Source organism: Faecalicatena sp. Marseille-Q4148 (assembly GCA_018228665.1).
In the GTDB taxonomy this organism is placed as follows: domain Bacteria; phylum Bacillota; class Clostridia; order Lachnospirales; family Lachnospiraceae; genus UBA9414.
Map to the genome: position 1 here is coordinate 3,052,670 of CP073692.1, position 13,053 is coordinate 3,065,722.

Genomic DNA, 13,053 nt, shown 5'->3' on the forward strand with positions numbered 1-13,053 from the left:
AGAACAAAATTGCGACAAAAGAGGAAGCCCGGCACATCGGAGAGAGATGTGTCAGACTTCCTTTTTGTTTAAGAGAGAGAGGATGATTCTGTCATAGCTTTGTGTTCGGCGTCAATTTCTTTGAAACACTGTAAAACATTCCAATGCTGATTTGTCTGTGTGAGGATTGCCTTGTGAGGAATTGGTCCGATTTTATTTCGGCGCATTCCAGCAAGTATCGTATCGAGACGTCTGCCGGGAAGATTCACAAAGACAATCATTGGTGCAGGCAGTTCTTCTCCGTCATAACATGTATCAGAGAAAGTGACATCAGGGCTGTTTACGAAGCTGCCAAGTGGTTTTAAATAGTCTTCTTTTGCTACTTTTTTCAGACGGATCTTCATCGGCAGCAGCAGCATTTCCAGCTTGCGAAGCTGAGTGCGGTCTTGAAAATTAAATAGTAATACAGTTTCTTTTATCATAGTAATATGGTTTCCTTTCTTGCGCAAAAATTTCGATTCAGATACATGTATTATTGCATGGAGCAGTTTTTCTGTCAACGCGGAAGATTTTTTGAAAAAATCCATAAATATATTGACAAAAGAAGCAAATAATATTATTGTATTAAACAAATAATACAGAAATACAATTACAGGTTATCTGGATCGGGAGGAAAGATATATGATTGAGATTCGTAATTTAACAAAAGTATATAAGCTGAATAAGCGCCAGATGCAGGAACTGCATACGAAGAATCCGAAAAAAGTGGCGGTGGATCACCTGGAACTGACAGCAAAACCGGGAGAGATCTATGGTCTGCTCGGACCAAATGGTGCAGGGAAGACAACAACGCTTCGCTGTATTGCTACGATCATTAAGCCGACAGAGGGAGAGATCTATGTCGGAGGACACGAAGTACAGAAGGAAAGCGAAGAAGTGCGCAGACAGATTGGATTTCTTACAAGTGATATTAAGCTTGATCCACAGTTTTCCACAGATTATATGTTTGACTTTTTTGGACGTCTTCATGAAGTTCCGGAGAAGCAGCTGAAAAAGCGAAAAGAAGAGTTATTTTCCTATTTTGGAATTAAAGAGTTTGCGCATAAGCAGATCAAAGAACTGTCAACCGGTATGAAACAAAAAGCAGCCATTGCGGTCAGTCTTGTCCATGATCCGGAGATTGTTATTTTTGATGAACCGACAAATGGACTCGATATTGTTACAGCAAGAAGCGTGACAGATTATCTGAAGAAATTAAAAGAAGAAGGCAAGCTTGTAATTATTTCTACACACATCATGTCTGAGGCAGAGAAACTGTGCGACCGGATCGGCATGATCATCGATGGAAGAAAAGCGGCAGAAGGAACGGTAGAAGAATTGCTGATGCAGACCGGAACCGGGGATTTGGAAGATGCCTTTTTTGAAATCTATAAAGGAATCAAGGGGGAAGAATAGCTATGAAAGGAATTCGTGAGATTTTTAGAAAAGAGATTGCAAGAGTTGTAAAAGATAAGAAAATGCTATTTTCTGTATTTCTTCTTCCGGCGCTTTTGATGGTAGGACTTATGATGCTGATCGGAAATCTCCAGAAAAATATGATGGCAGATATTGACAATCATATTCCGGTTATTTATGCGGAGCGATTTCCGGAAAGTTTTCAGAAGTTTTTGGAGACAGGCGGATATACATATGATCTGCGCGCGATGGAATCGGAAACTGTGGTAAAGGATGAATTGACATCCGGACAGGCAGACCTCTGGCTGCAGTTCCCGGAAAATTTTGAGGAAAGTATTGCTTCCTATCAAAAAGGAGATGAGATTCCTCAGATTAAAGTATACTACAATCCGTCAGAAGAATATTCCATGAGTGCATTCCGGGAAGTAACAGGAACTGTTTTGGAGTCTTATCGTCAGACATTGCTGGCAGGACGAGTCGGAGACTTAGAACAGCTTATGATCTTTACGGTAAATACGGATAATCCGGATATGATTGTTCAGGATGAAAAGAAAGCAAACGGAAAAGAACTCGGTATGATGCTCCCATATTTTATTACGATTTTGCTGTTTGCAGGAGCTATGGGAATCGGAACAGATATGATTGCGGGAGAAAAGGAAAGAGGAACGATGGCAAGCCTTCTTGTATCGCCGGTTAAGAGAAGTTCCATCGTGCTTGGCAAAGTATTTGCCCTTATGATTATTTCTGGAATTTCTTCTCTGATTTACGTTGCTGTTATGGTAATCTCTATGCCTCTGATGTCAGGGTCACTCTCCGGTATGGGGACAGAGGGATTGAAACTTTCGATTACATTTGGACAGGGAGCCATGTTGGCGGGGATATTGATTGCACTCGCATTTTTGTATGCCACACTGATCGTATTATTCTCCGTATTTGCCAAATCCACAAAAGAGGCGAATACTTATGTGATGCCGGCATATATCCTTGTTCTTGTTATCGGATTGATGTCAATGTTTACGAATCAGGAGCCATCAACAGGAGCGTTCTGTATTCCGCTTTATAATAGTGCGATTGTACTGAAAAATATTTTGTCCCATGAAGTGACTGCATTGCAGTATGTGCTGACACTGACAACAACATTGATTTGCGGTGCAGTTCTGACAGGAGTGATCGTTAAAGCATTTGATCGGGAGACGATCATGGCTCCATAGATAATTTATATTGAAAAAGTAGCATAATACGCATCCGGTGCATACTGTTAGTAATAAGAAGATGAAAGCAGGTGCACGGATGCGTTTTTGTGAATTGAGAGAAAAAGAAGTAGTAAATCTTTGTAATTGCCGCAGGCTTGGATGTGTAGCGGATATTATTCTCGATCTGTGCCAGGGATGTGTGCAGGCAATTATCGTTCCGGGGCCCTGCAAAGTTTGTGGATTGTTTGGATGTGATTCGGAGTATGTGATTCCGTTTGAATGCATAAAAAAAGTAGGACCGGATATTATTCTCGTGGAAATTTGCGAGGAAAATTTTTTGAGACGCTGCAAAGAATGCTGAAAATCATTAGAAAATATCGATAAAATGCAAGGAAAAGTAAGAATTTCGTTTACAAACGCAGAGTGGGAAGATATACTGTAATTAGTTTCAATATCGTTATTACAAAGAGAGGAAGAGCATATGAAGTGTCCATATTGTGGTAATCAGGATACAAGAGTAATTGATTCACGGCCGGCAGAAGACGGAAGCTCCATCAGAAGACGCCGTTCTTGCGATGCATGTGGAAAACGGTTTACAACTTATGAGAAAGTGGAGACCATTCCACTGATTATTATTAAGAAGGATAATAATAGGGAACAATATGATCGCTCAAAGATTGAGGGAGGGATTCTGCGCGCCTGTTACAAACGTCCGGTATCAGCTTCTGAAATCCAGAAAACGATTGATGCTATCGAAACAGAGATTTTCAGCCGTGAAGAGAAAGAGATTCAAAGCAGCGAGATCGGCGAGATTGTTATGGATAAACTAAAAGATTTGGATCCAGTGGCATATGTGCGGTTTGCATCAGTATATCGGGAATTTAAAGATGTGAATACATTTATGGCAGAATTAAAAAAAATACTGAAATAGGAGAACAAAATGAAGTTTATTTCATGGAATGTAAATGGAATCAGAGCTTGTGTACAAAAGGGATTTGAGGAGTTTTTTAAAAATGCGGATGCAGATATTTTCTGCATTCAGGAAAGCAAGATGCAGGAAGGACAGCTCGTTCTGGAACTGCCGGGATACTATCAGTATTGGAATTATGCTGAACGCAAAGGCTATTCCGGAACAGCAATTTTTACGAAAATAAAGCCTCTGTCCGTCAGCTATGGTATCGGTGTGCCGGAACACGATCAGGAAGGACGTGTGATCACGCTGGAGTTTGAAGAATATTATTTTGTGACAGTGTATACGCCGAACGCACAGCGGGAACTCACAAGATTGGAGTATCGGATGGCATGGGAAGATGCATTTCTTTCTTAACTAAAAGATCTGAAGGAGAAAAAACCGGTTGTTTTCTGTGGCGATCTGAATGTGGCTCACAGAGAGATTGACTTGAAGAATCCAAAAACAAATCATAAGAATGCAGGGTTTACCGATGAAGAGCGTGGGAAATTCCAGAATGTCATGGATGCAGGTTTTATTGATACATTTCGTTATTTCTATCCGGAGCTTGAAGGAGCCTATTCCTGGTGGTCTTATCGCTTTCAGGCAAGAGAGAAGAATGTCGGTTGGCGTATCGACTATTTCTGTGTTTCCGAGGAACTAAAAGAGCGACTGCGCGGTGCGAAAATTCTGACAGAGATTTACGGATCGGATCATTGCCCGATCCAGTTGGAAATTGATTAAGTAAATACTTTGAAAAATAAATGACCAAAAGCCGACAGATTGCTCTGCCGGCTTTTGGTTTACCTAATAAAATAGGGGGAGAGTAGAAAAACTACATATATTATGCTGCAAGGTATGGACTAATACAGTCCAGAACTTCCGAGCAATCATCTGCGTGAATCTGAAGTGTAAGTTCAGAAGCATCGCTGATCGCTGCAGCGCTGACAATGGACTTGGCATCTACAATTCGGCATCCTGCTTTTAAATCCATGTCGAAATCAAATTTACGAATTTTTGTTACAAAATCAAATACTTGCTCTGCATTATTAAAATGTACTTTGTAAGAATGCATGGAAATGAACCCTCCTTCAAAAAAATTTATAACAATATCCAAATAGGAAATAGTTATGTCTAATTATAAGCAGAATAAAGCAAAAGTCAATAGTGAAAATGTTAATAAAGTGTAAAAAAGATAGAATATTCTAACAATTTAAAGAAATCCGCCGTCAAATCCGATGATCTGACCTGTCATGTAGGAAGGGGCAGAAGCGGTGTGGAAGATAAACTTTGCTGCGTCCCGTGGAGAAGCGAAATATCCTGCCGGGATTTCTTCTGAAAGGCTTTCGCGTTCTTCTTCTGATAATTGGCTATTCATTTTTGTGTCAATTACGCCGCAGGCAATGGCGTTTACTTGAATATTGCTTGGGGCAAGTTCTTTTGCAAGCGCTTTTGTAAGACCATTGACACCTGATTTAGATGCAGAATAGGCTGCTTCACAGGAAGCGCCGGAAGTTCCCCACATAGAGGAAATATTAATAATCTTGCCCGATTTTCGGCGGAGCATCATAGGAATGGCGCTGCGGCAGCAATAAAATACAGAAGAAAGATTTGTATTAAGAACGTGATTCCATTCTTCGTCGGTCATATCGCTTAATAGTCCAATCCATGCGATTCCGGCATTGTTCACAAGAACATCCAGCCCAAGATGAGTATTTTCTATTTGAGTGAAGATATTGCGAACGGTTTCCGGATTGCTGATATCTCCCGGAAAGATGCTGCAGCCAGTATGAAAATTGGAAGTAATCTCTTCCTGAAGTGAGAGCAGGCGATCTTCTGACCGGGCGTTTAAAAATGTATGATAGCCGTTTTCGGCAAAGATAAGAGCAGCCGCACGTCCGATTCCTTCAGAGGCGCCGCTGATAAAAACTGTTTTTTGATGCATAATCATTCTCCTAACATATAATCTGAATTGATTGTATCATATTTCAGCGGATTTCGGTTGATTTTCATTGTGGGACAGGAGAAAAAATGTTACAATAAACGGAGTAAAATGAATAAAACTAAAAGGAGAAAAGCTGTTATGAAATCAAAGATAAATATGAAAGAATATTTATTTATTACGCTTGGTATCATGATTGTAGCGGGAGCAGTATACTTTTTTATGATACCGTGCCAGCTTGTTGTAGGAAGTTTGTCAGGTCTTGTACTGGTGCTTTCGAATTTTATTCCGCTGTCGATTTCGACAATGACATTGGTATTGAACATGCTGCTTTTGATTCTGGGATTTATTTTTATCGGGAAAGAATTTGGAGCAAAGACGATCTATACATCGATCATGCTTCCGGTTTTCCTGAAAGTGTTTGAAATTTTGTTCCCGGATCCGAAGCCTCTGACAGATGAGATTATTATTAACACAATTTGTTATGTGCTCATCGTCAGCATTGGTCTTGCCATGCTGTTTAATGCCAACGCTTCTTCCGGAGGTCTCGATATCATTGCCAAGTTTCTGAATAAATATTTTCATATAGAGCTTGGAAAGGCGATGACAATTGCCGGAATGGTAACGGCGTTTTCTTCGATCCTTGTGTATGATACGAAGACACTTGTGATCAGTATTCTTGCGACATACTTCAATGGAATCGTGCTGGATCATTATATTGATGGGTTCCATGTGAAGAAACGAGTCTGTATTCTTTCGTCAGAATATAAGAAGATACAGCAGTACATTGTGCAGGAGATGAGAAGAGGAGTAACCTTGTATCCGGCAAAGGGAGGTTATGACAATCAAGATAAGGTAGAACTGATCACAATTTTGACAAGACCTGAGTACGGAGAATTGCTGAAATATATTCACGAGGCAGATCCGAAAGCGTTTGTGACAGTTTCCATGGTAAGTGAAGTCATTGGTGAATGGAACAGAACGAAAAAATAAGGGGATAGAAACGATGATAGACAGGGCAATTGCGTTTGCGACAAGGGTGCATGAAGGACAAGTTCGCAAGGGGACGACACGTCCGTACATTGTACATCCGTTGGAAGTAGGCAGGATTGTATCGGTAATGACAGATGACGAGGAGATTATCAGTGCAGCAATTCTTCACGATACGATTGAAGATTGTGAAGAAGTGACGGAGGAAGTTTTGCGAAAAGAATTCGGAGACCGGGTAACAGAGCTTGTGCTTCAGGAAAGCGAAGATAAGTCAAAAACCTGGATGGAGCGTAAAAGCGCCACAATCCGTCAGTTACAATCAGCCACAAGAGAGCATAAAATGATCGCACTGGCAGATAAGCTGTCGAATATGCGGGATATTGACAGAGATTATCCGGAGTGCGGCGAGAAGTTGTGGGAGCGGTTTCGGATGAAAGATAAGAAAATCATCGGATGGTATTATAAAGGAATCCGGGATGTTTTGCGGGAAGAATTCGAAGGACTTCCGGTATATGAAGAATACTGTCATCTTGTTCATAAAAATTTTGAATAGTTTAGAAAATACTGACAAGAATCAGTTATAAAGTAAAAAACAAAAGAAAGCTGTCATTTCCATGATATAGAATGGAAGGACAGCTTTTTTGAATGTATGCCTGGCGGCACATGTTTTCAATTATGGAAAAATGATATTTGCTAAAGCGGATATTGTGATTTTGCACAAAAATCAATTGAAAATATTGTGACTGAAAATGACCGAAAGTGATTGACTATGACTAAAAACGGGAATATAATTAAATCAATCAAAAACAACTAAAAACAATCAAAAAAATCAAAAGGAGGAAAACCATGATCTATACAGTAACATTTAATCCATCGCTTGACTACATTGTTACAGTAGATGTGTTGAAAACCGGAGAAGTGAATCGGACGTCTTCCGAGATGATTTTACCGGGAGGAAAAGGGATTAACGTTTCTATCGTTTTGAAGCACCTCGGAATGGATAATACAGCGCTTGGATTCATTTCCGGTTTTACCGGAGAAGAAATCAGACGCCGGGTAAAAGAGCAGGGAGTTGGAGAAGCGTTTATTGAATTGAAAAATGGGTGGTCCAGAATCAATATGAAGATTCGCTCAGAAGAAGAGAGCGAGATCAATGGTCAAGGTCCGGTGATTGATGAAAATGCAGTCGCTAAGCTCTTTGAGAAATTAGAACACCTTTCAGAAGGAGATGTACTCGTGCTGGCAGGCAGCATTCCCAATACGATGCCGGATACAATCTACGGTGATATTCTGGCGAAGTTGGAAGGAAAAGGAATTCAAATCGTTGTGGATGCTACGAAAGATCTGCTTGTCAATGTTTTGAAATATCATCCATTTCTTATAAAACCGAATCACCATGAATTGGCAGAAATTTTTCAGACTACCTTTCAAAACCGGGAAGAAATCATCCGGCATGCGAAAAAACTTCAGGAGATGGGGGCGCGGAATGTCTTGATTTCAATGGCAGGAGATGGCGCAGTGCTTGTTTCTGAAACAGGGGAGGTTTATGAGAGCGAAGCGCCGAAAGGCGTGGTTGTGAATTCTGTAGGAGCCGGAGATTCGATGGTGGCCGGATTTCTTGCGGGATATCTGCAGACCGGTAATTATAAGGAAGCATTTAAGATGGGAATTGCCAGCGGCAGCGCCAGCGCCTTTTCAGAAAATCTGGCAACACTGGAAGAAGTAGAAGCATTGAAAAATGCATTGTGCTTTTAAAGTTAGAAAGAAGGAGGAAACATATGAGAATTACAGATTTATTATCAGCAGACAGTATTGAATTAAATGGAACTGCTCAAAATAAAACAGATGTTTTAAATCAGATGGTAGATCTGATGGAAAAAAGAGGAAATCTGTCGGAGAAAGAGACGTATCGCAGTGCAGTATTTGCAAGAGAGGAAGAAGGAACAACCGGAGTTGGAGAAGGAATTGCAATTCCGCATGGAAAATCTGCAGCAGTTACGGCACCGGGACTTGCAGCTATGGTTGTGAAAGACGGGGTAGAATACGATGCTTTGGACGGAGAACCTGTGGATTTAATCTTTCTGATTGCGGCGCCGAATACAAAAGATAATGTGCATCTGGAAGTATTGAGTAAACTTTCTGTTCTTTTGATGAATGAAGTGTTTACGGCAGCGCTGAAAGCAGCAGCATCGAAAGAAGAATTCCTTCAGATCATTGAAACAGCAGAGAAGGAAAAAGATGCGGAGGAAAAAGAAATCCTGAAATCGGTGGAAGAGCCAAAGATGACGGCACAGAAAAAAATTGTTGCAGTAACAGCGTGCCCGACAGGAATTGCCCATACGTATATGGCGGCGGAAAGTCTTGAAAAGACGGCGAAAGAACTGGGGTATCAGATTAAAGTGGAAACAAGAGGTTCCGGCGGCGCTAAAAATGTGCTTACGGAAAAGGAAATTCAGGAGGCAGACGGTGTCATTGTTGCAGCAGATACAAAGGTTCCGATGGAACGTTTCCACGGAAAGCGCGTGATCGAATGCCAGGTTTCAGCGGGAATCAGTAAGCCGGAAGAATTGCTCCGGAAAATTGTTGCCGGAGATGCACCGATTTATCAAAGCAAGGGAGAGAAGCAGAAAGATATGCCAGTGGAAAAAGAAAGCACCGGACATCAAATCTATAAGCATTTAATGAATGGCGTTTCCCATATGCTTCCATTTGTAGTAGGCGGCGGTATTCTGATCGCAATTGCATTTTTGATTGATGGATTCAGTGTAGACATTGCGGCACTGGAAGATAAATCATTATTTGGAACAATCACACCGACAGCAGCATTCTTTAAACAGATCGGCGGACTTGCTTTTGGATTCATGCTTCCGATTTTGGCAGGTTTCATTGCCGAGAGTATTGCAGACAGACCGGGACTTGCAATTGGTTTTGTGGGTGGAGCTATTGCGGCAAACGGAAAATCAGGATTTCTTGGCGCACTTGCAGCCGGATTTATCGCGGGATATCTTGTACAGTTATTAAAGAAAGTATTTTCAAAGCTTCCTGACAGTCTGGAAGGTTTGAAGCCGGTACTTTTGTATCCACTTTGCGGAACACTGTTTATCGGTTTGATTATGACATTTATTATCGAGCCGGTTGTAGGAATTGTGAATATCGCTTTAACAAATGGATTGTCAGCTATGAGCGGTACAAGTGTTGTTCTGCTTGGCTTCATTCTGGCAGGTATGATGGCAGTCGATATGGGAGGTCCATTTAATAAAGCGGCATATGTATTTGGAACAGCATCGATTGCATCAGGTAACTATAACATTATGGCAGCAGTTATGATCGGAGGTATGGTTCCGCCGTGTGCGATCGCACTTGCTACATTATTATTCAAAAATAAATTTACGGTTGAAGAAAGAAAATCAGGTCCGACGAACTTTATTATGGGACTTTCCTTTATTACAGAAGGCGCGATTCCATTTGCAGCATCTGATCCGCTTCATGTCCTTCCGGCTTGTGTTGTCGGTTCAGGAGTGGCAGGAGCATTGTCCATGTTGTTTGGATGTACATTGATGGCGCCTCATGGTGGAATCTTCGTATTCCCGGTTGTGGGAAATGCACTAATGTATTTGGCTGCCCTTGCAGTTGGAACGGTAATTGGTGCAGTTCTTCTTGGTCTTTTGAAAAAAGAAGTAAAAATGAATTAAATTGTTTTGACAGAAACACATTTTGCAGGCATAATAGAGATATGCAGTAAAATCCTGTCGGAATACATCAGACGGAGCAAGGAGGAAATTATGCTTGCAGAAGAACGTATGGAAGAAATAGTACGGCTGGTGCGGGAATATGGCAGTATGACTGTTCAGAAATTAATGGAGTATACAGGGGCATCGGAATCTACTCTGAGAAGGGATCTCAATGCCCTTGATAAGCGTGGGATGCTTACAAAAGTTCATGGAGGAGCCATTGCGCTTGAAATGAATGCAGTTGTGAAAGATTCTGACGTAATACTTCGGGAGGAACTTCACAGAGAAGAGAAAATAGAAGTGGCCAGATATGCGGCGTCACTGATCCAACCGAATGATTTTGTATATCTTGATGCAGGAACGACAACAGGCTATCTAATTGACTTCCTGAAAGAAAAACGGGCAGTCTTCATGACAAATGGTGTGATGCATGCGAGAAAGCTCGTTCAGAAAGGATATACAGTATATCTTCCGGGCGGCGAGTTTAAGGCAGTTACGGAAGCTTTGATCGGAGAGATGGCGATACAGAATCTGCAGAAATATCATTTTACAAAAGGATTCTGGGGAACCAATGGGATTGATTCCCGCCATGGATTTACAACTCCGGACGCGCGGGAAGCGCAGATCAAGCAATGCTCTATGGAACAGACAGAAAAACGCTATGTTTTAAGCGACAGCAGTAAGATTGGGAAGGTATCCTGTGTCACTTTCGGGGCATTTGAAGATGCCGGGATGATCGTTGCCGGAGACGTACCGCAGGAATACAAAAAATATAAACATATGATTCATGTGTAGGAGGAAAAAAGGATGGTATCATTTAAATTTACAGTAAAAGACGACGAAGGAATTCATGCTAGACCGGCAGGAATGCTTGTGAAACATGTAGGATCTCTTTCAAGCGCAGTAGAGATTGAATTTAATGGAAAGAAAGTTTCCGCTAAGAAGCTTCTTGCAGTTATGGGACTTGGTGTAAAATGCGGAAATGAAATCGAAGTAGTTGTAACAGGTGATAATGAAGCAGCAGATGCCGACAGCGTAAAGACATTTTTAGAAGAAAACTTATAAAAAATGGCGGTGAAAGGCGGTTGCGTAATGAATAGATTGGAAGGAAAAACAGTATTTTCCGGTATTGCGATCGGAAAGATATCAATACTGCTGAAGGCAGACCAGAGCGTAAAAAGATATCATGTGGAAGAGATAGAGGCTGAGATCCGGAGAGTGGAGGAAGCTAAGCAGACAGCGACAGAAGAATTACAAAAGCTGTATGAGAAAGCGCTTCAGGAAGTGGGAGAATCCGGTGCGGCAATCTTTGAAGTGCATCAGATGATGCTTGATGATGAAGACTATCTGGATTCAATCCACAATATTATTGAGACGCAGCAGGTAAATGCAGAATATGCCGTTGCATCTACAGGCGATAACTTTTCAGCAATGTTTGCAGCAATGGATGATGACTATATGCAGGCGCGTGCGGCAGACATCAAAGATATTTCAGAACGTCTGGTCCGGGTACTGGCAGGACACGGTGAGGATTTGATGGATGCAGACGAGCCGGTAATTGTTGTGGCAGAGGATCTGGCTCCAAGCGAAACTGTTCAGATGGATAAGAGCAAGGTGCTGGCATTTGTGACAAGATTTGGTTCTTCCAATTCCCATACAGCAATTCTTGCGAGAACAATGAATATTCCAGCGCTGATCAATGTGGATTATGATGTGCAGATGAATGGTGCCCTTGGAATTGTAGATGGAAAGAATGGGGTACTCATTGTTGATCCTGATGAAGAAACATTAGAGAAATACCGTACAATTCAGGCAGAAGAAGCAGAGAAGAAGGCGATGCTGAAAGAGCTGAAAGGGAAGGAAACTGCTACAAAGAGCGGAAGAAAGATCAATCTTTATGCGAATATCGGAAGCCTTTCTGATGTGGCAAGTGTACTTCAGAATGATGCCGGAGGTATTGGATTGTTCCGCAGTGAGTTTATCTATCTGGAGAAGGATCAGTATCCGACAGAAGAAGAGCAGTTCCAAATCTATAAAACAGTTGCACAGAATATGGCAGGTAAGAAAGTAATTATCCGTACATTGGATATCGGTGCAGACAAGCAGGTAGATTACTTTAATATGGATCACGAAGAGAATCCGGCAATGGGATATCGTGCGATCCGGATCTGTCTTGACCGTCCGGAGATTTTCAAGACACAGCTGCGGGCGCTGTTCCGTGCAAGCGCTTATGGAACGATTGCAATTATGTATCCAATGATTATTTCTGTTAATGAAGTGCATCAGATTAAAGCAATTGTAGAAGAAGTGAAGCAGGAGCTGACACAGGAAAATATCCCATTTGGCGAAGTTGAGCAGGGAATTATGATTGAAACACCGGCGGCTGTTATGATCAGTGATCTTCTTGCAAAAGAAGTTGATTTCTTCAGTATCGGTACGAATGACTTGACACAGTATACGCTTGCGATTGACCGTCAGAATGCTAAACTTGACAATATCTATGATGCGCACCATGAGGCAGTGCTCCGCATGATCCGCATGGTTGTGGAAAATGCGCATAAAGAAGGAATCTGGGCAGGAATCTGTGGAGAACTTGGCGCAGATATGTCGTTAACAGAGACTTTTGTTGAGATGGGAGTAGATGAACTTTCTGTTTCTCCTACTTTTGTACTTCCAATCCGTAAAATTATCCGGGAGATGGAATAAGAATAGCGGACTGCAGTGAAAAGATTTGTTACATGAGAATTTAGAATCCGACAGAGAATGAAAGAGCTCTGCCGGATTCTTTTGTTTCCGAATGAAATATTTTTATGA

At 41.5% G+C, this 13,053-nt stretch carries 14 protein-coding genes and 1 pseudogene; 12 read left to right on the forward strand and 3 right to left on the reverse strand.

Features of this window, described 5'->3' with window-relative positions:
* Positions 1 to 68 precede the first annotated feature (68 nt).
* Positions 69 to 461 carry a DUF3783 domain-containing protein gene (locus tag KFE17_14780; GenBank protein ID QUO32041.1) on the reverse strand — a complete coding sequence of 131 codons (393 nt, stop codon included), beginning with the start codon at positions 459 to 461 and terminating at the stop codon, positions 69 to 71.
* Between the two features lie 199 nt (positions 462 to 660).
* Between KFE17_14780 and KFE17_14785 the strand changes: the two genes are divergently transcribed.
* From KFE17_14785 to xth, 5 genes and pseudogenes are all read left to right on the forward strand, one after another.
* On the forward strand, positions 661 to 1,434 hold the full coding sequence (locus tag KFE17_14785) for an ABC transporter ATP-binding protein (protein QUO32042.1): 774 nt from the start codon (positions 661 to 663) through the stop codon (positions 1,432 to 1,434).
* Between the two features lie 2 nt (positions 1,435 to 1,436).
* Positions 1,437 to 2,645 (forward strand): ABC transporter permease, encoded by a 1,209-nt coding sequence (locus KFE17_14790; protein ID QUO32043.1) that lies wholly within the window; start codon positions 1,437 to 1,439, stop codon positions 2,643 to 2,645.
* A gap of 79 nt (positions 2,646 to 2,724) precedes the next feature.
* Positions 2,725 to 2,988 (forward strand): YlmC/YmxH family sporulation protein, encoded by a 264-nt coding sequence (locus KFE17_14795; GenBank protein ID QUO32044.1) that lies wholly within the window; start codon positions 2,725 to 2,727, stop codon positions 2,986 to 2,988.
* Positions 2,989 to 3,108: 120 nt separating this feature from the next.
* Positions 3,109 to 3,558 carry a transcriptional regulator NrdR gene (gene nrdR / locus KFE17_14800; protein QUO32045.1) on the forward strand — a complete coding sequence of 150 codons (450 nt, stop codon included), beginning with the start codon at positions 3,109 to 3,111 and terminating at the stop codon, positions 3,556 to 3,558.
* A gap of 9 nt (positions 3,559 to 3,567) precedes the next feature.
* Positions 3,568 to 4,320 (forward strand): annotated as a pseudogene (gene xth / locus KFE17_14805) (exodeoxyribonuclease III).
* A gap of 100 nt (positions 4,321 to 4,420) precedes the next feature.
* On the opposite strand, the gene KFE17_14810 reads toward xth, so the two are convergent.
* Entirely contained in the window at positions 4,421 to 4,651 is a 231-nt protein-coding gene (locus KFE17_14810; protein QUO32046.1) for an HPr family phosphocarrier protein, read from the reverse strand.
* Positions 4,652 to 4,789: 138 nt separating this feature from the next.
* On the reverse strand, positions 4,790 to 5,521 hold the full coding sequence (locus tag KFE17_14815; GenBank protein ID QUO32047.1) for an SDR family NAD(P)-dependent oxidoreductase: 732 nt from the start codon (positions 5,519 to 5,521) through the stop codon (positions 4,790 to 4,792).
* 138 nt (positions 5,522 to 5,659) lie between these two features.
* On the opposite strand from KFE17_14815, the gene KFE17_14820 reads away from it, so the two are divergent.
* From KFE17_14820 to ptsP, 7 genes are all read left to right on the forward strand, one after another.
* Entirely contained in the window at positions 5,660 to 6,511 is an 852-nt protein-coding gene (locus KFE17_14820; GenBank protein ID QUO32048.1) for a YitT family protein, read from the forward strand.
* A gap of 13 nt (positions 6,512 to 6,524) precedes the next feature.
* Complete coding sequence (locus KFE17_14825) at positions 6,525 to 7,061, forward strand: bifunctional (p)ppGpp synthetase/guanosine-3',5'-bis(diphosphate) 3'-pyrophosphohydrolase (GenBank protein ID QUO32049.1); 537 nt, start codon at positions 6,525 to 6,527, stop codon at positions 7,059 to 7,061.
* A gap of 293 nt (positions 7,062 to 7,354) precedes the next feature.
* Entirely contained in the window at positions 7,355 to 8,263 is a 909-nt protein-coding gene (gene pfkB, locus KFE17_14830) for a 1-phosphofructokinase (protein QUO32050.1), read from the forward strand.
* 23 nt (positions 8,264 to 8,286) lie between these two features.
* Positions 8,287 to 10,200, forward strand: coding sequence for a fructose-specific PTS transporter subunit EIIC (locus tag KFE17_14835; GenBank protein ID QUO32051.1), 1,914 nt, complete (start codon positions 8,287 to 8,289; stop codon positions 10,198 to 10,200).
* Positions 10,201 to 10,290: 90 nt separating this feature from the next.
* Entirely contained in the window at positions 10,291 to 11,034 is a 744-nt protein-coding gene (locus KFE17_14840) for a DeoR/GlpR transcriptional regulator (GenBank protein ID QUO32052.1), read from the forward strand.
* A 12-nt stretch (positions 11,035 to 11,046) separates the two neighbouring features.
* Complete coding sequence (locus KFE17_14845) at positions 11,047 to 11,304, forward strand: HPr family phosphocarrier protein (GenBank protein ID QUO32053.1); 258 nt, start codon at positions 11,047 to 11,049, stop codon at positions 11,302 to 11,304.
* A gap of 27 nt (positions 11,305 to 11,331) precedes the next feature.
* Positions 11,332 to 12,945 carry a phosphoenolpyruvate--protein phosphotransferase gene (ptsP, locus tag KFE17_14850; GenBank protein QUO32054.1) on the forward strand — a complete coding sequence of 538 codons (1,614 nt, stop codon included), beginning with the start codon at positions 11,332 to 11,334 and terminating at the stop codon, positions 12,943 to 12,945.
* The last annotated feature ends 108 nt before the right edge of the window (positions 12,946 to 13,053 follow it).